Source organism: Paraliobacillus sp. X-1268, from assembly GCF_003426095.1.
Taxonomy (GTDB): domain Bacteria; phylum Bacillota; class Bacilli; order Bacillales; family Amphibacillaceae; genus Paraliobacillus_A; species Paraliobacillus_A zengyii.
In genome coordinates this window covers 36,085-57,246 of record NZ_QJSK01000018.1, presented here as the reverse complement: position 1 = coordinate 57,246, position 21,162 = coordinate 36,085, and the positions used below count along the sequence as shown (strand labels likewise).

Sequence of the window (21,162 nt, the reverse complement as noted above, 5' to 3'; positions counted from 1 at the left end):
GTTATAATGTCCAAATTGCGACAGAAGGACAATATGCACTCGCTTATGATGTATTTCCTAATCCAACCGATGTACGCACATTCATTCCTTTTCTAGATAAAATCGAGGAAAGCTTCTTTGAGCTTCCCAAATATATCGTCGCTGATGCAGGTTATGGAAGTGAACAAAATTACGATGATGTCCTAATTAATCGGGAGCGCATTCCACTAATTACATACAATATGTACCGAAAAGAGAAGACAAAGAAATATAAGCAAGATCCTTTTAACACAAAGAACTGGGAGTATGATGAAGCGACTGATTCCTTCCTCTGTCCAAATGACAAAAAAGTAATGTTCCAGTATCTGTCCAACCGGACAGGTAAAGACAACTTCACTCGAGAGTTTAGAGTCTATGAATGTGAAGATTGTTCGGATTGTCCATTACGCTCACAATGTACAAAAGCAAAGGAAGGAAATAATCGAAAGATATATTACAACGAAAAATGGGAACAACAAAAAGCATACACAAAACAACAACTTTCAGAAAAAGAAACCGGTAAAATCTATGGTAAACGAAAAATAGATGTGGAACCAGTCTTCGGATTTTTGAAGGCTAATTTGCGTTTTACTCGCATGTCGGTAAGAGGCAAAAAGAAAGTAGAAAATGAATTAGGATTCGCGTTCATGGCGGTGAACTTGAGAAAGTACACCGCTAAACATGCGAATGGTACAACAACGCCTGAATATAATCTAACAAAAAAAGGTTCCGACCATCTTTCTATGATGATTGGAACCTTTTTCGTTATTTTTGGCTAGTTATGTCCCAGCCTCTTTTCGTCTAACATTTAATTATTCACGCCCATGTAATTCAAAGTACGTATTAGATTATTTGATTTGATCTGCATACATTCCTAGTTTTTTTAGCAATTGAATTGCTTGAGCCTTTTCTTCCTCTGTTAATCCACTTGTGATCGATTCAATTTGTTTCCAATGAGCAGGAAAAATTTCATTTAATAAGTCTTCCCCTTTCTTAGTAATTGCCGCATACGTAATTCGGCGATCACTTGCTGATGGGACGCGTTGAATGAATTCTTTTTTCTCTAATTTATCTACTACATAAGTGATGCTTCCACTTGCAAGTAAAATTTTATCACCTATTTTTTGTAGAGGTTGCTCTCCTTGATGATATAAAAGTTCTAGTACACCAAAATCCGTTGTGTTCAAACCATTTTTTCTTATATCATTTGCTACTTGATCTGAAACCGAACGATAAGCCTTTGATAATACAACAAATAACTTTAAGGAGGGATCTTCTTTTTTCTTGTTATATAATTCTTTCTTTTCATCCATCTGTGGGTCCCCCTCTTTCATAATTACATTAATTAAACTTTTTACTTATGAACTTAATTCTTTCTTCATTCTGAACTTGAAAAGAGTTTTCGACCTTAAAATAATTAATACCATTACCATTAAACTAATTGTAGGATTTGAAACGCTTTGTACTGTACAGAAAAATAATAGCACAATCCAAAGTAAAATAGTAATAGATATTCGATCAAAGCCTTTAGAAACTTGATTAATTTTCTCTTGTAACAAAAAATAAATCAATTCACGAGCTGCCAGCGCGTAAAATCCTAACTGAATTGGTATCCAAAAGCCTGTGTCCGCAAACAAAACCAATAAGGTTCCTGCAACTATTAGTAACAATAAACCTGGACAGTAGACCCATTTTAAAAACACACTTTCCCATTTATCCATTTGCCAAGGTAAACTATACAACAACTTATCTTGAAAAATGGATGTAAAGAAATTAACCGCTACTTGAGCATATAAAAAGCTACTAACTGCTATTCCAACCCCAAATACCCAATCATTATGAAAGCTTAACGCAATAAGCGTAATCAACGTTGATCCTAATCCTTTTATTACTTGTTCCTTGTGCTCTGTGAAATACAAAAAGCATATGCGATGATACACCTTATTTGAATTATAAATTGGAAATGGGTCTTTTAAACGTTTATTTCGAACTAAATGATGAAACATACCACGGCGTTTAGGTGGCTCTATCTTAATCATTGACATTTTCGAAATAAAAAACATATTCCATATAATCAAATCATTTGTTTGAATAATATCTTGCCAATTAACATGTTTAAAAGCTCGCTTCCATAACAAACGATTAACAAGCACAAGTATTAGACCTATACAACTGATTATATGGATTTGTGTAGAAATGAAAAATGCTAGTAAAACTACCGTACTTCCAATGAATCCACTTACCGGAATAGCCAACCATTTTATATACCAAGGTAATTGATATACAACCCATTGCGGTATGGTCATCAACCATTGGATAATTATAATGATACCCACCAGAACAGACAAAAACTGCACTGAAAAGGGAGTTAGAAATGCTAACAATCCACCAGTTCCTATCATTGCCAAACTAAAATTAATATTTTTATTAAGAGCACAGAATAACCAGAGTCGTTCTTTACGATAAGGTAGCATACTTAACATGAATTCGGAACTAGAAAACAAGATACCAGATCTAGTAGAACTCATAGAAATTGGCCTTAATATAGAAAGAATAACAACCATTGTATAGTTAGATGAAACAACTTCTTCTATGGTAATAAAATAGCTTTCAAATTGCTGAAGTGTGTCATAAATAATCATTACCACAAACAATGCAAAAATGATTCCGTAAACTAATATTGTTTTGTCAAAAGCAACTCCAAAAGCCAACTTATATAGCTTTCTCTTTTTATTCGAACGGTTTTTTTGAACATGTCGATAGGCCTGATAAGCAGATGGAGGTATTATCATTATTCAAATCTCCTCTTTAGAATTTCGAAATTCTGCATATAACCACTGCCAACTACCTTACCTTGTTGTAGCATAATATACTGATCAGCTAGATCCTTCATTCGCTCTAGTTGATGTGACGTCAACAAAATTGCAGTCCCATTTTGAACTTTCTCTTTCATGACCTGTTGCAAAAAGTCTGAAGCATATATATCCAATCCCATAAATGGTTCATCAATCAACAGAAGGGGGACATCCGGTAACATAGCACATATTGTTTGAACTTTCTGTCGCATCCCTTTTGACAACGACTCTGGGTATTCATTTTGTTTATCAGCAATTTCCAACTCATTTAGATAATGCGCTATTTTTTGATAAAGCTTACCTTTATCCATTTGATAACTTTCACCATACAATTGAAAATGCTGCATCACGGTTAGCTCAGATAACAAGAAAGGTTCTTCCGGTATGTAAGCTAATTGCTGTTTAAACCGAACAAAGTCCTCTTTTTGAAACGTATCTTTTAATTTAATAACGCCTTCTTTTTTCTCTTGTAAACCTAAAATTGTTTTCATTATTGTTGATTTACCAGCGCCATTATGACCTACTAATGCCGTAATCGATCCTGGTTCTAATTGAAATGAAATACTTTCAAGAATTTTTTGTTGTTGAATAGACACAGAAACACCTTGAACTGTTAATGTCGACAATATCAGCGCCTCCTTCTCTATTCTTAACGTTTTATGTTGTAAAAACGTTCCCAACTACTTTAACGCTTTTTCAAAATAATAGAGTTCAGCTGCTTCCTTTTCTTCTCTTCTTGCTTGTACAAAACGGAAACCATTTCGTTTAAAAAGTTTTTGTGCGTATTGATTTTCCGCATAAGTATCGGTTGTTAAATGGTTTGCATTATGCTTCTTTGCTACTTTCTCAGCAAATTGAAAAAAATTATCCGCTAAGCCTTTCCCTCTTGCATTCGGATCAACAGCTAATCGCTTTACTGTTAATGCATGATCATGTTGACTCCAAGCAATTTCATCATATTCCTCATGCCCTCTTTTACTTATTGTGCAAACACCTAAAATTAACTCAGATTCCTTGTAGATGTATAACTCTTCTCGTCTTAAATCTTTTTGATAATCTGTAACAAGTGGATAGGTGTCGTTCCATTGAAAGCTTCCTTGTTCATTCATCATTTTAACAACACTTTTCACTACTAGCATAATTCCCTCCAGATCCTTTTCTGTAGCCAGTTGAATCATCTATATCCCCCCATTTTTTATCTATTCAAATATTGTACTATATTTTTGTTTGTTTTTTATATTTAATCTTTATCTATGTTATTTTCATTCTTTTAGAAGGCACAAAAAAAAGAACGAACCAATTTATTAGGTTCGTTCTTCTTAATTAAGCTAATTCTTTTTCTAGAAAGTCTGTTACCTGTTCAGGCGACTTCGTATGAGCACTATGTTGATGTGCAAGTTTTTTGCCATTTTGGAAAATTAGTAAGCTTGGAATTCCCATTACTTCATACTCTTCTGCAAGTCCTGCAATTTCATCACTATTCACTTCATACCAGTCATATTGCTTGTACTCTTCCAGGATATCTCCAATAAACATGTTCATTCGTTTACAGTCTGGACACCAATCTGCAAAGAATTTAATAATAACAGGTTTATCTGATTGAATTACTTGATAAAATTCTTCTTTTGTTTCTATAGCTTTCATGTTATTAGCCCCCTTCTTATCTCATTAATTTATCATGTATAAGATGGTAATCACAACGAATTAGGCTTGGACATCATTATATTCGACTCGACCTAATAAAAATGCAACAAACAATCCTAATGCAAAAGTCATAATACTTATAATTGTTCCCTGGAAAGTTGTTGGCCATCCTGGAAAAATGACAAATATTGAACCAATCACCAGACCAATAATGACAGCAAAGGTAGCTGTTGTATAATTTTCCAAAAAGTAATGAATCACTTTACTCATCACAAGAATACCCATGATAATACCTAATCCAACAACTGCTACGATATCCAGTTTAATCTCGCTTACTGCGTTAATTATCGTACTATATGCGCCAATAACTAGTAATAAAAAAGAACCACTAATACCAGGCAAGATCATGGCTGCACTTGCAATAAAACCTGCCATAAATAAAAAAACATATGTTGACAAGGTAATATCTGTTATTGGTGCTACTTCATCTGAACGAAAGAACAACATAGATGCAACAACCCCTACACCGATTATCAATAAGAAAAAATGATGTGCTTTAAATGTATATCTTGCTTCTGATTTACGTAATAGATAGGGAATAACACCAATTATAAGCCCTAAAAATGCAAATTGGGTTGGACCTGGATGGTGTTCAAATAAAAATTCTATCGTACCTGCCAATAAAAATATAGCTGTTACTATTCCTATCCCAAGTGGAATCAAAAAACCAAGATGTTTTCTCCAGTCCTTGCTAAAAAAACCGTTTATTGCTTCAATTAATTGATCGTATATACCAAGCACGACTGCAATGGTCCCGCCACTAACACCAGGAACGACATCACTTGCGCCCATCAACATACCACGATAAATATTTCTCCACTCCATGTTTAGTTTCTCCTTTTTTTAAAAAAGATCATGATACTTTTTGTATTATAGCAAAAGATGGGGAGGATGGATATATATCTTTTATTAATAAAAATAGAACCCCTTTTCTATTAGAAGGAGTTAATTGGATTCAATAAACTCAAGTTCTGGCATCCATTGTGACATATGCGCTTTAATTTCTTGATACTGTGTAGCAACATCTACTAATTGTGAATTTGTTACTTTATACATTGGCAAGACTTGATAATTTTTCGGACCATGGTCATTATAATCAACTAACGTTGGCAAGAATTTTGGCGCACTTATTTCTATCTTTTCTTCCCCTTTTTCTACAGTTTTTTCAACTGTAAGTTCTACCATACCGCCTATTCTTCGGTAAAATTCATCTTGACCTGACAAAAAATTTCCCAGGGAATATGCGACGAATGTTTTGTTTCCACTCTTTCCTTCAACCCACTCCATTGGTTGTAAAACATGGGGATGGTGACCAATAATGATATCGACCCCTAAATCAGCAACATATTGCACTAATTCTTTTTGTTCATCATTTGGCATTCGCTCGTACTCTGTACCAAAATGTAAATTCATAACAATGACATCTGATACTTCTTCCGCATCTTTCACATCAGAAGACATCGCTTCTTGATCAATTAAATTAACTAGATAATCTTTCCCTTCAGGTACTGGCAAGCCATTTGTACCATATGTATAACTTAAAAAGGAAATAGCTATATCCTCTTCTTCCAAAATTCGAATCTCTTGGCTATCTGCTTCGTTTTTATAAGCACCCGTATAATTCATATCAATTTCATCCCAATAATTTAAAGCATTTTGAATTGCTTCTTCTCCACGATCAAGTGTATGATTGTTGGCTAAAGAAACTATATCAACTCCAGCTTCTTTTAAACCATCTCCTACCTGATATGGACTATTAAATTGAGGATAAGTAGATAAACCAATACCTTCTCCACCAATCATCGTTTCTTGATTTGCCATTGTAATGGTTGGCTCAGATAGATATGGAACTACTTTTTGAAGCATTGGCATAAAATTATAACCCAATTCTGTTTGGGCATCGTTATAAACTCGCTCATGGATCAACATATCACCAATCGCAGCCAACTGAATCGATGTTGTTTTTGGCACTAAATTTAGTTGTTCTTTCTCAGTACTTGTTTCGAGTTGATGCTTATTATGATTCTTTACAGAAAATTCATCTTCATTATTCAAACAACCTACAAGTAATAATAATAGTATAGCGAATAACATAATTAACATTTTATTTAATTTCACAACATCTCATCCCTTTTTCAATACTAACTTATACTTTATCGACATAATTCTTCGTTTCTTTACTCTACTACTTCCCTGTTTTTTATCTTTTTACTCGTTTTGTTTTCTAAGGAAATTACAAGTATAATGAAATCATGAGGTGATCGTATGTTAAACGATAGATTAATGCAGGCAATTACATACGCAACAGTAAAGCATGATGGACAAAAAAGAAAAGTTGACCGAACACCATATATTGCACATCCATATCGTGTTGCGATGTCATTAAAAGCAGCTGGGTATGAAAATGATGTAGTAATTGCTGGTCTATTACATGACGTTGTTGAGGACACAGATAGCACTTTAATTGAGATCAAGGATCTTTTTGGCGAACAGATAGAAAAGCTGGTTGCATATGCTACAGAGCCTGAAAAAACAATCCCTTGGGAACAACGCAAGCAACATACTATAGATGGGATTAAACATGCACCATTAGCTGCCAAGTTAGTTGTATGTGCTGACAAGATTGATAACTTACATTCCATTCTAGAAAGTGAGCGTTTGTTAGGAACTGTGATGTGGGATTCATTTCAACGAGGAAGAGAAGACCAAAAGTGGTATTATCAGGCCGTGTATGAAAGTCTTATTAATGGCATAGTTGAGAAAGATACACCAACATTATTCAAACAATTTAAGCGGCTACTAGATCAATTTTAAAAACATATTGGAGGACATTATGGAAGACATCTTACAACTTAAAGGAAAAAACATTGTAATTATGGGCGTTGCAAATGAACGGAGCTTGGCATGGGGGGTAGCAAAAACGCTACATCATGCAGGCGCTAAATTAATTTATACGTATCGAAAAGAACGTTCTCTTAAAAAATTAACGAGTCTATTAGAAAAGTATAATATGGATGCAGAATTAGTTGTGGCATGTGATGTGAGCAATGATGACAGTATTGAAGAAGCCTTTAACCAGATTGGCGAGAAAGCTGGACAGATTGACGGAATTGTTCACGCTATTGCCTTCGCTCACGGCGAGGACTTGCACGGGGACTTTATCAATACTTCTAGAAGTGGATATGCCTTTGCGCAAGACACAAGCGCCTACTCCCTCATCGCAGTTGCAAGAGAAGCAAGACGCTTCCTAACTGATGGTTCCTCAATTGTTACAATGAGTGCTTTAGGAGCAGAAAGAGTACTTGATGGTTATAAGGTTATGGGCGTTGCTAAAGCTGCTTTAGAGTCTACCTGTAAACACCTTGCTTTAGATTTAGGTGAGTCTAATATCCGAATTAATACAGTTTCAGCTGGTCCAATTCGTACGCTTGCCGCGAAAGGAATACCTACATTTCAAAAGATGCTTAGGGATTCTAAAGAGAAGGCACCACTTAAGCGCAACGTTACGCAAGAAGAAGTTGGAAATATGACAATGATGTTACTAAGCCCTATTTCTAGTGGTGTAACCGGGGAAGTGCTTCATGTCGATGCAGGTTATAATATTATTGGATAAAATATATTTTCTATGTTTAATCATGTTATTAACCGGGTAAAATATAATTGTAGACATCAAACAACCAATCTATTTTGAAAGGATGTATACAATATGGCACGTAAGCAACAATATCAACCGACTAAAAAGGTCGGAGTAGAATTATCTTCAGCACAAGAGGTTCATTACAATAGTGACTTTAAGCAAGCTGATATTGCTGGCGGATTCCGCAAAGAAAAATTAAATCAGATTCACAGTAATACTTAAAAGAAAGTAAGTCAAAGGCTAGGTAGAAATCCCCCTCTACCTAGCCTTTTTTTATCTATTTATAAGGAATAAAGCGATCTAAGTGTGAAGACAGCTACTTATATTTGTTCAAGTATCAACGTTCACCTTATACATTCCCCTATCCGAGCGCGACATCTAAAATCATCATCACTGCAAATCCGATCATCAAACTCATCGTCGCAAGCTGAATATGACCTCTTTCCTGCGAACCTGGGATTACTTCCTTCGCAACTACAAAAATCATTGCACCAGCAGCAAAACTAAGCGCATAAGGTAGTAGTGGTTGTATAAAAATAACTGCGACAGCACCAATTACAGCTGCAATCGGTTCAACCATCCCTGAAAATTGACCATAGAAAAAACTTTTTCTTGCTGACATACCTTCTCGACGTAATGGAATCGAAACCGCTGTTCCTTCTGGGATATTTTGAATACCTATCCCTATCGCAAGCGCTATTGCACCTGATAATGAAGTAGTTGAAAAATTTGATGCAAGTGCACCAAATGCTACACCTACCGCTAAACCTTCCGGAATATTATGCAATGTTATTGAAAAAACTAACATTGCAGTTCTGTGTTTTGCCTTTCTATCTTTTATTTCTTTAAAGTATAAATCCTCATTTATCATTGGTAAAACTTTATCAACCATCATTAAGAAAATACCGCCTAATAAGAAGCCAATAACAGCTGGAATATATGGTGGTACTCCTTGTTCTTCAGCCATTTCAATTGCTGGTGCTAAAAGTGACCAAAAACTAGCTGCAATCATTACGCCGCCCGCAAATGCCAACATACTATCAAATACTTTTGGATTTGCTTTCTTTGTTGAGAATACAAAAGCTGCGCCAAATGCTGTACATCCCCACGTGAAAAGCGTAGCAAGCAGTGCTAATACAATGGGATTCAGTTCTAATAACCATGCTGTCACACTCATTCTCTCCTTTTTTATGTTGTAATATTTTCTAATCTTGCGCTAGGGCAAAAAAATATCCCTACGCCAATAGTCTATGCGCTAAGTGCATTACCTGTCAATGTTTTTATCAAGATTGGCGCTAATCTTATCACATTACCATCACAATAAATGATATTCTTCCTTTATACTTGTCGGAGCCCTTTTAACAATTTGCTGTAGTATCAGACTTGCAATCATAATATCATCAAACAAACCAATTATAAGAAAAAAATCAGGTAATAGATCAAAAGGAAAAACAACATACACTAAGATAAGTCCTATCGCTATCATTTTTGATCTTAGCTTTACTTGTCTTGATAAGAAATATTCCTTTAAAAACGGAATCGATTGTCGAAATTGAAATATAAATTTAAATCGTCTCCAGAAACGCATAGGTTCACATCTCCTTTACTCTATTATTTATTCCCTAATAGTCGTTCCAAAAAACACAGTGCGTAAAACAAAAAATACCGATGAAGAATAAATCTTCATCGGTACAATTAATTGATACTATTCACTTTTTCGTTTTGATGATTTTTCACGTTCGTTTTTATTTAGAATCTTCTTACGTAAACGAATCGATTCTGGTGTAACTTCGCAATACTCATCATCATTTAAATATTCTATCGCTTCTTCCAACGTTAATGTTCTTGTTTTTCTAATAGTAGACGTTTGGTCCTTATTAGCGGAACGAACGTTAGTAAGATGTTTTTCTTTAGTAATGTTAACTGTTAAGTCATTTTCACGGTTGTGTTCTCCAACAATCATACCACCGTATACTTCAGTACCCGGTTCTACAAATATCGTACCACGATCCTCAAGACCCATAATACCATATGTGGAAGATTTTCCGTTTTCTAATGAAACTAGAACACCACGTGTTCGTCCACCAACTTGGCCTGGAACAACTGGCTCATACGTATCAAACGTGTGATTAATAATACCAAACCCTCTAGTTTGCGTCATAAATTCAGTAGAATAACCAATTAGACCGCGAGAAGGAACTTTGAATTCCATTCTAACTTGTCCGTTACCATGGTTAACCATGTCGATCATTTCACCTTTACGAGAACCTAAAGATTCCATAATTGCTCCTGTATGATCTTCTGGTACATCAACTTGTACACGCTCTACTGGTTCACAACGTACGCCATCAATTTCTTTAATGATAACTTGTGGTTTTGATAACTGAAGTTCAAAACCTTCACGACGCATATTCTCAATTAGAATAGACAAGTGAAGTTCTCCACGACCAGAAACAATCCAAGCATCCGGTGAGTTTGTTGGATCAACACGTAAACTTACATCTGTTTCTAATTGCTTCATCAATCGTTCTTCAATTCTTCTAGACGTAATATACTTTCCTTCTTTACCAGCAAACGGACTGTTGTTTACAACAAACGTCATCTGTAAAGTTGGCTCATCAATACGCAATATTGGTAATGCCTCTTGATGATCGGTTGGACAAACTGTTTCACCTACGTTAATGTCTTCCAAACCGGATAGTGCAATGATATCGCCAGCTTTAGCTTCTTCAATCTCAATTCTCTTCAGCCCGATAAAGCCAAATAGTTTGCTGATACGGAAGTTTTTGACTGTACCATCTTTTTTCATCAAGGAAACTTGTTGGCCTACTTTGATTGAACCTCGGAAAATACGTCCAATTCCAACACGACCCAAATAATCATTATAATCAAGTAATGTTATTTGGAATTGTAATGGCTCTTCTGAGTTATCAGGCGGTGCAGGAATGTTTTCAAGAATAGTAGTAAATACAGCTTCCATCGATTCTTCCTGTTCTTCTGGTTCATTACCAGAAGTACCATTTAATGCAGAAGCATAAACAACTGGGAAATCTAATTGCTCATCATCAGCACCTAATTCAATAAATAGATCTAATACTTCATCAATTACTTCAGTTGGTCTTGCACTAGGACGGTCTATTTTATTCAATACAACAACTGGTGTTAGTTTTTGTTCTAAAGCCTTTTTCAACACAAAACGTGTTTGTGGCATACAGCCTTCATACGCATCAACTACAAGTAATACACCATCTACCATACGCATAATACGCTCTACTTCTCCACCGAAATCGGCGTGTCCAGGTGTATCAAGGATATTTATGTGTGTATCTTTGTAGTTAATCGCAGTATTTTTTGCCAAGATTGTTATACCACGTTCTTTTTCTATATCATTTGAATCCATTGCACGCTCATCAACGTGCTCATTTGCACGGAATGTGCCTGAGTAACGCAACAACTGGTCAACTAATGTTGTTTTACCATGGTCAACATGGGCAATAATTGCAATGTTCCGAATATCTTCTCTTAATTGCATCCCTTACATCTCCTCTTTAAAAAACGTTCATTTTCGACTACAACCAATTAATTGTAGCATAAAACCTCTACAAAAGTACAATTATTTTATAATTTGAATCTAATTGTGAAAAGTGCGCCACCTAAATGTGATTTAGAGACAGCTATTGTTCCATTAGATCGTTCAACGATTGCGCGAGAAATAGCTAGACCTAGGCCTGTTTCACCGCCTTCTCCTTTAATAAACCGTTGAAATAATTTAGGCATTAAATCCTCTGAGATACCTTCTCCATCATCTTCTACTGTAAGCTCCACATGTTCAGTTGTCTTGTTCACGTTAATGACTACCTGTTTGTTTGCATGCCTAATACCATTGGTCACAATATTCATCATTGCACGTAGTAACTTCTCATGATCAGCATAAAGAGTAACATTTGCATCCACTTCATGTTTTAACTTCACATTCTTTTCGCTTGCCATTGGCAGAGCACGCTCTACTGTTAATGTAATCAATTCATCAATTTTTATGAATTCATCTTTGTATATATTTTCTTCACTATCTAATTTAGCTAATAGAATCATCTCATTAATAATCTTTTTCAATCGAGCTACCTCATCTACCATTACACCTAACCCTCTATCTGATTCCTCATCTACGAAGATACCATCTCTAATTCCTTCTGCATACCCCTGAATTGTCATTAATGGTGTTTTTAATTCATGACTAGCGTTTTGAAAGAACTGTCGTTGAGAATTAATATAACGTTGTAGTTCAACTGCCATATCATTGACACTTTGTTCTACTTCCTTTATTTCACCTGTTGCTATAACTCGTTCTACATCATCAAATTGTCTGTTCTCAATTTTTTTCAGTTGATGTTTTAATTTCGTTAAAGGTGTAACTAAGCGCTTTGTTAAAAAGTGACTAAATAATACAATTATCATAATTCCAATTAAAAATACAATAATCAGACGGCTAAAGAAGTTATTTTGCACTTCTTGTAAATCATTTAACGGTGTAATTAATACAAGCTTTCTGTCTAGTAAATCAGGAAAAATTGACAAAATAGAAACAACATAGCGGTCATCTCCATCTATCCATAATGATTGTTCTTTATCATTTAGGTCATATGTCTCAAGCCAATCATCAATCAAATCTTGTGGTAATGTTCGGAGTAGCGTCTGTTCTTGATCACGATCATAGATGAATAATTGCAATTTTTCTTCTCCAAGCCACTGTGATAGGCTTTCCGGATTAGCATCACTCAATAAAAATTCAATGAGGATTTCTCCCTTTTCTTCTAGTTGATCTTGTTCATTTTGAATTAACACATCTAATATAAGAGAATAGATCATAATTGCTACGACAGACATAATAATGACTAATAATGTTGTAAAAGCAATAGTTATCTGTGTTTGTAACCTCATTCTAATTCCCCATGTTCATGACTGAGTCGATAACCAAATCCCCAAACTGTTTCCACTGGTAATCCATCTATTTTTTTTCGTAGCCTCTTAATTAGATCATCTACAGCACGATCGCTACCAAAGTAATCTTCACCCCAGATAAGTGATAACAACTCTTCTCTTGCAAACGCACGATTTTTATTTCGAATTAGAATATGTAACATATCAAATTCTTTAGCCGTAACTTCTGCTTCTTTTCCTTTCCAATACACGCGACGATCTTCTACATTCAATCTTAAACTTCCTACTTCATAGAAATCACTTGATAGTGTCTCGTTTTCAACATACGAAAAATCAACACGTTTAAATAGCCTTTTTACCCGAGCGACTAGTTCTCTTGGACTGAATGGCTTTGTGAGATAGTCATCACTTCCTAATTCCAATCCAAGTATTTTATCTACTTCCTCATCCTTGGCAGATATAATAATGATAGGAACTTCACTTTTCTGTCTTATCTTTTTACATAACTCATAGCCATCCATTCCTGGTAACATAATATCTAATATCCACATATCAGGCTCATTACCTCTCGTGAGCTCCCACGCTTGTTCTGCATTATCAACCATAGATATTTCATAACCATCCTTCTTTAAATAAGCAGACACAATATCACGGATGTTTGGATCATCTTCTACAATAAAAATATGGTGCTTCATATTCTTATGCCTCCTTTTTCTTTCTATTATTTTCGCACAATCTTTATCAACATGCATAGTACTTTTAATTACACACTTTTTCTACAATTATACCGAAAACTTGCCAAACCTGCTCGGTAGAATTAAAAATGTAATCAACAACACATAAAAAAATAAACGGAAGGCGTGATAGTAATGACAAACCAAGATGATCGCAATACTAATGATACAGATTATATGCACGAAACAGATACTGATAAATACTATGTAGAACCAATTGAAAATAGTGCAGAGGAAGAACAAGCAGCAACAAGCGAAGAAAATGAGAATGATTTGCTAGTTAGTTCTACGAGCAACCCTAATCCTGAACCAACAAAACAAAATAGATTCGCAATGTTTTTAAGTAGCTTAGCTGGTGGTGTTACAGTAGCAATACTCGGATTTATCCTATTGTTTACTGGCATTATTCCAATCGACTCCGATCAAACAATGGATACCGCATCAACAACGGATTCAGTTGAAACGACTACAGTAATTCAAACTTCAACTGATGGTGACACTGTATCCGCAGACGGTTTAAGTAACGTATCAGAAGCAGTTGTTGGCGTATCGAATATTCAAACAACTGAAGCTGAACTGTGGGCAGAGTCATCAGAATCAGATACAACTGGAACTGGTTCAGGTGTTATTTATAAGAACGAAGATGGATTAGCATATATTGTTACAAATCATCATGTCGTAGATGGCGCTACAGAATTAGAAGTAACATTAGCAAATGGTGATGTATTGACCGCAACTTTATTAGGTTCTGATGAATTAACAGACTTAGCTGTTTTAACGATAGATGGTAGCGAGATAGATACAATTGCAACCTTGGGTTCTTCTTCAAATCTAATTGTAGGCGAAACTGCAATTGCAATTGGTAATCCTTTAGGAACAGACTTTGCAGGATCCGTTACAAAAGGTATTATTAGTGGTTTAGAAAGATCCGTAGAAGTAGATCTTAACTCAGATGGTGTCGCTGACTGGACAACCGAAGTAATTCAAACAGATGCCGCTATTAACCCTGGTAACAGTGGTGGAGCTCTAGTAAATAGTGCAGGAGAAGTTGTTGGAATTAATTCAATGAAAATAGCATTGGAAGAAGTAGAAGGTATTGGTTTTGCAATTCCAATTGATGATGCTAAACCAATTATTGAACAATTAGAAACAGAAGGTAGCGTTTCTCGTCCATTCATTGGTATTAATGCCATTGCGTTATCAACTGTTCCAGAAAGACAAATACAACAAACTCTACAACTTGGAACTGACGTTACAGAAGGTGTTGTAATAGCTGAAGTGCAAACTGATTCAGCTGCAGATATAGCAGGCCTTGAACGTTACGATGTCATTACCGAGATTAATGGCACAGCGATCACATCAATGATGGATTTAAAAGAGTATCTTTATTCCGAAACAGCTATTGGTGATGAAATTCCAATTACGTTTTACCGAAATGGAGAAAAACAAGAAACAAATCTTACATTAACTGAGCAACAAGAAAATCTTACAGAGTAATTTGAAAGAAACTGGATGAACACATTCTAAAAGGACCTTCCCCCTTTCCTTTAGAATTTCAAATAGATGAATACATGTTTTGAAAAAGGCAGTACCAATCGGTACTGCCTTTTTACTTATCCAAAAAAGAAATCAAATATATTACTACCAGTTGAGCTTTGTTTATTATAAAACTCTGAATAACCACAGTTTTTGCAATAAACAACGATAAATTGATTACTTTGTACATCAAACATTTTAGAAAGACCTGTTCCTGTCATCGCAACTTCCTTTTTATCCGCATCTGTACTGCCACATTTTATACAACCTTTATGATCGCTCATTCCTATACCTCCTCTTGTTCTCTTTACTTAAATATGTATACGAATAATAAGAGGATGAGGTTTCAGGTAATCGTAAAAACCGCAAGTGCATCTCTCGCAGCTTACGGCTTTTACGATTTCATTTAATCATACATGATTGAGTCTACATCATTTTCTTCTAAATAGTCTTCATATGCCTCATGCTTTTCATTAACCCCGATATAGTTACCATTGATATCACTTAATAAAAAACCTTCTATTTCCTCCACACTACTGACTAATTCATCAGAGTCAAAAAACATATCTTGATATGTTTTATCTGTATTATAAAAATCAGAAGGTGTTTCGGATGAACCATACTTACTTACCTGTTGCCATGAATCTTCGGCATCAAATATGGTTGACTCATCTTCACCCGTTCGTGTTAAATCCGGATCTAAGACTTCTTCCTCAACAGGACGATTAGACGCTACAAAATGTTCTGCATGATCAAGACAGCGTAAGGTTGTGGGTATTGCTTCAAGTCTATCGAAACTGATATCTTTTTGACATACCTCACATATACCGTACGTACCTTGATCTATTGCACTCAATGCTTTTTCAATATCCTTTAATCCACGTTCAATATGCTCATTTAGCGCAATATCCTTTTCCCGTTCAAATAGTTCGGTTGCAGTATCTCCTGGATGGTTATCATAATTCGATAATTCTCCCACAGATTCATGAACCTGTGCTAAATCAAGACCAAAATGGTCTTCCAAATGTTCGAGAATTTCTTTTTTTTGCGTTAACAACTGCTCTTTACATGCCACGACTTGTTTATCTGTTACCATTATAACGCCTCCTATAAAAGATTTTTTTGAGGCAAACTTAGTATAACCGTAACTCAAAACCTGTACCGGATTAATTTATGGAAATGTTATCGCTAGTTAATAGCTAATACCATATCAACGTGCGGAATACCGTCTTCTAAGTATTCTTCCGTAACTTCTCGGAAACCAAATGATCGATAAAACTCACGTAAATACACTTGACCATGTAATTTAATTTTTGTATCCTTCCATTCATCAGTGATAAATGCTATTGCTTGCTTAAGAACTTCATTTGCATAGCCTTTCCCTCGAAAGTCTTTCTTTACAAGAACACGTCCAATTGATGGTTCCTTATATAATGTATCTTTAGGAATTAATCTTGCATAAGCAATAACCTCACCATCATTTTTCAAGAATAAGTGCATTGAACTCTGATCAATTCCATCTATTTCTCGATAAGGACAGTTTTGTTCAACAACAAAAACATCAACTCTTGCTTGCAAAATTTTATACACCTCTGTGGCACTTAAGTTTTCAAACGTTTTTAAATTCCATTCCATTTAAATTTTCCTTTCAATAAACGATTTTAATTTATTATGATAAAATAATCATAACAAATTAAAAGGGGATGCGTAATAGCTATGAGAAAAATCGGCTTTGTTGGTACTGGTGTGATGGGGAAAAGTATGGCTATTAATTTGATTGAGGCTGGGTATGACGTCTATATTTATACACGGACGAAAGATAAAGCTTCCTCCTTACTTAAACGAGGCGCTATTTGGAAAGAAAGTGTTGCTACATTAGCTACTGAAGTTGATGTTATAATCACCATCGTTGGGTATCCAAGTGATGTGGAAGAGATATATTTCGGTGAGAATGGAATCATTAAAAATGCAAAGACTGGAAGTTACTTAATTGACATGACCACCTCTAGTCCCAAACTTGCCGAAAAGATTGCTGTTCTAGCTTCTCAACGTGGTATTACCGCCTTAGATGCTCCTGTTTCTGGAGGCGATATTGGTGCAAAAAATGGTTCGCTAGCAATTATGGTTGGTGGCGATAGTAACGGATTCAATACTGTTCTACCTATTTTAGAAGTGATGGGAGAAAACATTATTCATCAAGGCCCAGCAGGTGCTGGACAGCATACAAAAATGTGCAATCAGATTACAATTGCGTCCAACATGGTCGGTGTATGCGAAGCAATTACCTATGCAAAAAAAGCTGGATTAGATCCTAGCCGTGTTTTAAAAAGCATAACAACTGGCGCTGCAGGAAGCTGGACATTATCAAACCTGGCACCGCGAATAATTGAGGGTGATTATGCGCCTGGTTTTTATGTAAAACATTTTATTAAAGATATGAAAATTTGCTTAGAAACAGCTAAAGACATGGAAATGATAACACCGGGATTAGAATTATCACTTTCTTTATATGAACAACTTGCTGAAGAAGGCGAGGAAGATAGTGGTACACAAGCATTAATTAAATTATTTCAATAAATAATGAATGAAACGGTTCCTTTTGGAGCCGTTTTTTCTATTCACAATGCTACAACTTCAATTTCTCACAATATGCCGCTACAACAATAGCGAGATCATCATTTCCGAATGATTGCATGACTTCAAGTAATAGTCCATGGTCTATTTCGTCAGCCTCTTCTTTTGAAACAGTTGATTCCATTACTTCTCCTAACACTTGATTTTCAATTTGATTTGGATAAGCTTCTTTGTATAGTATGCTTGGCACTAAATCATGATTTATGCACCACTGGGCAAACAATAGAATCATTCCTTTTTCTTGTGCTTGGTAGTTCTCAATAATAAATTGTTCATAATCTTTTGCATCCATTAAATAAGCCCCCTTTAAAGAAAAAGGGTGCATCTCCAACACGAGATACACCCTTTCCTAATCCTTGCAAAAACTTAGTCCTATTACAGACCTACAACGTTTGCCGCTTGTGGTCCACGGTTACCTTCAACAACTTCAAATTCAACAGATTGACCTTCTTCAAGTGTTTTGAATCCTTCGCTTTCAATTGCTGAGAAATGTACAAATACATCGTCGCCGTCTTCCTGTTCGATGAACCCGAAACCTTTATCTGCATTGAACCATTTAACTGTTCCTGTCATATAAATCTACCTCCTTACAATAAAAGTAAAAAGTAATTGCATATAGTACATTTACCTTACAATACTTATTGTATCAATATCGCAAAGAAATATACCATTCCCAATTGCTCTTACAATACAAATGTACTACGGTTACATAAAAAAATCAACTAATTGAATTGGATTTTAATTTCAACTTACCTAACGAAAAAGTTGAAAAAAATATCTTTTTTTTGTATAATATGTGCTTGCAAGAGACAATATATAATATTCACCTCTACACACGTATCTTGCAAATACGAATGAATAGGTGGTAAACACAATGGAAAAAAAGGAACAGTATCATGTATTACTGTACTATAATTATGTACACATTGAAGACCCTGAAACATATGCAAAAGAGCATTTAGATTTCTGTAATTCACTCGGACTAAAAGGCCGTATTTTAGTAGCCGAAGAAGGCATGAATGGTACCGTTTCTGGACCAATTGATGCAACAAATCAATATATCGAAGAAATGCATAAGGATCCTCGTTTCGCTGATATGAAATTTAAAATTGATAAAGCTGAAGGTCATGCGTTTAAGAAAATGCATGTACGTGCACGGCCAGAACTAGTAACACTTCGTTTGGAAGATGATATTAATCCCCGGAAAATCACTGGAAATTATTTATCACCAAAGGAATTTTATGAGGCGATGCGCGATGAGAACACTGTAGTTATTGACGCGCGCAATGATTATGAATATGATCTTGGGCATTTCCGAGGTGCGATTCGTCCCGATATTCACAATTTCCGTGAACTACCTAATTGGGTGGAGGAAAACAAAGAACAACTTGAAGGCAAACGAGTACTAACTTATTGTACTGGTGGTATTCGTTGTGAGAAGTTCTCAGGTTGGTTAGTTGAACAAGGTTTTGAGGATGTTAATCAACTCCATGGTGGAATTGCCACTTATGGAAAAGACCCTGAGGTTCAAGGCGAACTATGGGATGGCCAAATGTATGTATTTGATGAGCGCATCAGTGTACCAATAAATCGCAAAGAACATGTCATCGTAGGGAAAGATTATTTTGATGAACAACCTTGCGAGCGTTATGTGAATTGCGCCAATCCTGTCTGTAATAAACAAATTCTTTGCTCGGAAGATAATGAGCATAAATATATGCGTGGCTGTACACACGAGTGCCGTGTCTCTCCACGAAACATGTACGTAGCAGAACATGATTTAACACAAGAAGAAATTGAAGCAAGACTACAACGAATTGAAGAAGAAAATGGCGTGACACAAACAATTTAACTTCATTAGAACCGATTCAACAATTTATTTTATTGTTGAATCGGTTTTTTTAGATCAAATTTACTATCTCATATTAATTCTTTCTTATTCATAAACTGTAAGACGTTTATTTTGACTTTAACTGGAACGATTGCTATCTTTTAAAGTAATTGATAAGTAAAGGGAGGCGAGGAAGATTGATGACGGTATACAGTTACAAAGTACAGACAATTACAGGAAAAGACAAATCCATGGCTGATTTTCAAGGGAAAGTCTTACTTATTGTAAACACAGCAAGTAAATGTGGGTTTACACCCCAGTATGAAGGATTACAAAAGCTTTATGATAAGTACAATAAAGCTGGTCTAGAAATATTAGGCTTCCCAAGCAATCAATTTATGAATCAGGAACCAGGATCAGACGACGACATTCAGGAATTTTGCGAAATGAATTATGGTGTTAATTTTCCTATGTTTAGCAAGATCGATGTGAACGGTAAATCAGCCCATCCCCTATTTCGATATTTAACAAAAGAAGCACCAGGTATGGTGACGGATCAAGTAAAATGGAACTTCACGAAATTCCTTGTTAATAAAGAAGGAAAAGTTATTAAGCGCTTTGCACCAAAAACAGAACCAGAAGACATAGAAGAAGCTATTAAAGAATTATTATAGTCCATATGTTAAAAGTGTTGCTTTAAAGTTAAAGCAATGCTTTTTTGCATTAAAAGATTGCACAAATAATAAAAATAAAAGAAGCAACCTGCATCGTTATCAACAGATCACTTCTTCTTATTTTCTAGATTATCTTAACACTTGCATTAAATTAGCCATTTCAATTGCTGATACTGCTGCGTCTGCACCTTTATTTCCTGCTTTTGTACCTGCACGTTCAATTGCTTGTTCAATTGTCTCTGTTGTTAACACGCCAAAGATGACAGGTAAGTTCGATTCCATTGATACACTTGCTACGCCTTTAGTAACTTCAGAACATACATAGTCAAAATGTGGTGTTGATCCACGAATGACAGTTCCTAGTGCAATTACTGCATCATACTTACCTGAAGCAGCCATTTGTTTTGTGACTAATGGAATTTCGAAAGCACCTGGTACCCAAGCGATTGTTACATTATCTTCAGATACGCCGTGACGTCTTAATGTATCCTCTGCTCCACCTAATAATTTGCTCGTAATAAATTCATTAAATCTCGCTACTACAATTCCAATCTTTAAATCCGTACCTACTAAATTTCCTTCAAATGTTTTACCCATACTA

At 35.4% G+C, this 21,162-nt stretch carries 25 protein-coding genes and 1 pseudogene; 8 read left to right on the top strand and 18 right to left on the bottom strand.

What is annotated here, in order from left to right:
• A pseudogene (locus D2K62_RS15335) lies at window positions 1–823 on the top strand (transposase); the annotation flags it as partial.
• Between the two features lie 43 nt (window positions 824–866).
• Here D2K62_RS15335 and D2K62_RS15330 read toward each other — a convergent pair.
• The 7 genes from D2K62_RS15330 to D2K62_RS15300 all read right to left on the bottom strand — a co-directional run bounded on the left by D2K62_RS15330 (window position 867) and on the right by D2K62_RS15300 (window position 6,680).
• Window positions 867–1,331 carry a MarR family winged helix-turn-helix transcriptional regulator gene (locus tag D2K62_RS15330; protein WP_112179715.1) on the bottom strand — a complete coding sequence of 155 codons (465 nt, stop codon included), beginning with the start codon at window positions 1,329–1,331 and terminating at the stop codon, window positions 867–869.
• A 45-nt stretch (window positions 1,332–1,376) separates the two neighbouring features.
• Window positions 1,377–2,810, bottom strand: coding sequence for a hypothetical protein (locus tag D2K62_RS15325; RefSeq protein WP_117161683.1), 1,434 nt, complete (start codon window positions 2,808–2,810; stop codon window positions 1,377–1,379).
• A complete protein-coding gene (locus D2K62_RS15320) occupies window positions 2,810–3,499 on the bottom strand; it encodes an ABC transporter ATP-binding protein (RefSeq protein WP_117161682.1) in 690 nt (229 codons plus the stop codon). Before D2K62_RS15320 ends, D2K62_RS15325 begins: the two co-directional genes overlap by 1 nt.
• Before the next feature lie 54 nt (window positions 3,500–3,553).
• Window positions 3,554–4,051 carry a GNAT family N-acetyltransferase gene (locus D2K62_RS15315; protein ID WP_112179712.1) on the bottom strand — a complete coding sequence of 166 codons (498 nt, stop codon included), beginning with the start codon at window positions 4,049–4,051 and terminating at the stop codon, window positions 3,554–3,556.
• 145 nt (window positions 4,052–4,196) lie between these two features.
• On the bottom strand, window positions 4,197–4,517 hold the full coding sequence (locus tag D2K62_RS15310) for a thioredoxin family protein (protein ID WP_112179711.1): 321 nt from the start codon (window positions 4,515–4,517) through the stop codon (window positions 4,197–4,199).
• A gap of 60 nt (window positions 4,518–4,577) precedes the next feature.
• On the bottom strand, window positions 4,578–5,402 hold the full coding sequence (locus tag D2K62_RS15305) for a DUF368 domain-containing protein (protein ID WP_117149222.1): 825 nt from the start codon (window positions 5,400–5,402) through the stop codon (window positions 4,578–4,580).
• Between the two features lie 120 nt (window positions 5,403–5,522).
• Entirely contained in the window at window positions 5,523–6,680 is a 1,158-nt protein-coding gene (locus D2K62_RS15300) for a CapA family protein (protein WP_117161685.1), read from the bottom strand.
• A gap of 162 nt (window positions 6,681–6,842) precedes the next feature.
• Here D2K62_RS15300 and D2K62_RS15295 point away from each other — a divergent pair, with 162 nt between their 5' ends.
• The 3 genes from D2K62_RS15295 (at window position 6,843) to D2K62_RS15285 (ending at window position 8,436) form a co-directional block, all read left to right on the top strand.
• Window positions 6,843–7,391, top strand: a complete 549-nt coding sequence (locus D2K62_RS15295; protein ID WP_112179709.1) for an HD domain-containing protein — start codon at window positions 6,843–6,845, stop codon at window positions 7,389–7,391.
• A 19-nt stretch (window positions 7,392–7,410) separates the two neighbouring features.
• Entirely contained in the window at window positions 7,411–8,190 is a 780-nt protein-coding gene (locus tag D2K62_RS15290; RefSeq protein ID WP_112179708.1) for an enoyl-ACP reductase FabI, read from the top strand.
• A gap of 93 nt (window positions 8,191–8,283) precedes the next feature.
• Window positions 8,284–8,436, top strand: a complete 153-nt coding sequence (locus D2K62_RS15285; protein WP_112179706.1) for a YfhE family protein — start codon at window positions 8,284–8,286, stop codon at window positions 8,434–8,436.
• A 139-nt stretch (window positions 8,437–8,575) separates the two neighbouring features.
• Here the strand turns inward: D2K62_RS15285 and D2K62_RS15280 are convergent, their stop codons facing one another.
• The 5 genes from D2K62_RS15280 to D2K62_RS15260 all read right to left on the bottom strand — a co-directional run bounded on the left by D2K62_RS15280 (window position 8,576) and on the right by D2K62_RS15260 (window position 13,847).
• Complete coding sequence (locus D2K62_RS15280; RefSeq protein ID WP_112179704.1) at window positions 8,576–9,391, bottom strand: ZIP family metal transporter; 816 nt, start codon at window positions 9,389–9,391, stop codon at window positions 8,576–8,578.
• Window positions 9,392–9,529: 138 nt separating this feature from the next.
• Window positions 9,530–9,802, bottom strand: coding sequence for a YkvA family protein (locus D2K62_RS15275; protein WP_112179702.1), 273 nt, complete (start codon window positions 9,800–9,802; stop codon window positions 9,530–9,532).
• 117 nt (window positions 9,803–9,919) lie between these two features.
• Window positions 9,920–11,746, bottom strand: coding sequence for a translational GTPase TypA (gene typA / locus D2K62_RS15270; protein WP_112179700.1), 1,827 nt, complete (start codon window positions 11,744–11,746; stop codon window positions 9,920–9,922).
• Window positions 11,747–11,832: 86 nt separating this feature from the next.
• Window positions 11,833–13,152, bottom strand: coding sequence for a sensor histidine kinase (locus D2K62_RS15265; protein WP_117149224.1), 1,320 nt, complete (start codon window positions 13,150–13,152; stop codon window positions 11,833–11,835).
• Window positions 13,149–13,847, bottom strand: coding sequence for a response regulator transcription factor (locus D2K62_RS15260; RefSeq protein ID WP_117149225.1), 699 nt, complete (start codon window positions 13,845–13,847; stop codon window positions 13,149–13,151). Before D2K62_RS15260 ends, D2K62_RS15265 begins: the two co-directional genes overlap by 4 nt.
• Before the next feature lie 174 nt (window positions 13,848–14,021).
• Here D2K62_RS15260 and D2K62_RS15255 point away from each other — a divergent pair, with 174 nt between their 5' ends.
• Window positions 14,022–15,383, top strand: coding sequence for a S1C family serine protease (locus tag D2K62_RS15255; protein WP_232824227.1), 1,362 nt, complete (start codon window positions 14,022–14,024; stop codon window positions 15,381–15,383).
• A gap of 116 nt (window positions 15,384–15,499) precedes the next feature.
• Here the strand turns inward: D2K62_RS15255 and D2K62_RS15250 are convergent, their stop codons facing one another.
• From D2K62_RS15250 to D2K62_RS15240, 3 genes are all read right to left on the bottom strand, one after another.
• Window positions 15,500–15,706, bottom strand: coding sequence for a zinc ribbon domain-containing protein (locus tag D2K62_RS15250; RefSeq protein ID WP_112179695.1), 207 nt, complete (start codon window positions 15,704–15,706; stop codon window positions 15,500–15,502).
• Window positions 15,707–15,828: 122 nt separating this feature from the next.
• Window positions 15,829–16,518, bottom strand: coding sequence for a TraR/DksA C4-type zinc finger protein (locus D2K62_RS15245; RefSeq protein WP_112179694.1), 690 nt, complete (start codon window positions 16,516–16,518; stop codon window positions 15,829–15,831).
• Window positions 16,519–16,610: 92 nt separating this feature from the next.
• Complete coding sequence (locus D2K62_RS15240) at window positions 16,611–17,057, bottom strand: GNAT family N-acetyltransferase (protein ID WP_112179692.1); 447 nt, start codon at window positions 17,055–17,057, stop codon at window positions 16,611–16,613.
• A gap of 81 nt (window positions 17,058–17,138) precedes the next feature.
• Between D2K62_RS15240 and D2K62_RS15235 the strand changes: the two genes are divergently transcribed.
• Entirely contained in the window at window positions 17,139–17,999 is an 861-nt protein-coding gene (locus D2K62_RS15235; protein WP_112179690.1) for an NAD(P)-dependent oxidoreductase, read from the top strand.
• Window positions 18,000–18,048: 49 nt separating this feature from the next.
• Here the strand turns inward: D2K62_RS15235 and D2K62_RS15230 are convergent, their stop codons facing one another.
• Both D2K62_RS15230 and D2K62_RS15225 read right to left on the bottom strand, forming a co-directional pair.
• The gene (locus D2K62_RS15230; protein ID WP_112179688.1) at window positions 18,049–18,348 is read right to left on the bottom strand and encodes a hypothetical protein; all 300 of its coding nucleotides are present in this window, start codon (window positions 18,346–18,348) and stop codon (window positions 18,049–18,051) included.
• An 83-nt stretch (window positions 18,349–18,431) separates the two neighbouring features.
• Complete coding sequence (locus D2K62_RS15225; protein ID WP_112179686.1) at window positions 18,432–18,629, bottom strand: cold shock domain-containing protein; 198 nt, start codon at window positions 18,627–18,629, stop codon at window positions 18,432–18,434.
• Between the two features lie 301 nt (window positions 18,630–18,930).
• Here D2K62_RS15225 and trhO point away from each other — a divergent pair, with 301 nt between their 5' ends.
• Complete coding sequence (trhO, locus tag D2K62_RS15220) at window positions 18,931–19,908, top strand: oxygen-dependent tRNA uridine(34) hydroxylase TrhO (protein ID WP_112179684.1); 978 nt, start codon at window positions 18,931–18,933, stop codon at window positions 19,906–19,908.
• 179 nt (window positions 19,909–20,087) lie between these two features.
• Entirely contained in the window at window positions 20,088–20,561 is a 474-nt protein-coding gene (locus D2K62_RS15215; protein ID WP_112179682.1) for a glutathione peroxidase, read from the top strand.
• Window positions 20,562–20,690: 129 nt separating this feature from the next.
• Here D2K62_RS15215 and ribH read toward each other — a convergent pair whose 3' ends face one another.
• On the bottom strand, window positions 20,691–21,158 hold the full coding sequence (gene ribH / locus D2K62_RS15210; protein WP_112179681.1) for a 6,7-dimethyl-8-ribityllumazine synthase: 468 nt from the start codon (window positions 21,156–21,158) through the stop codon (window positions 20,691–20,693).
• Window positions 21,159–21,162: the final 4 nt, after the last annotated feature.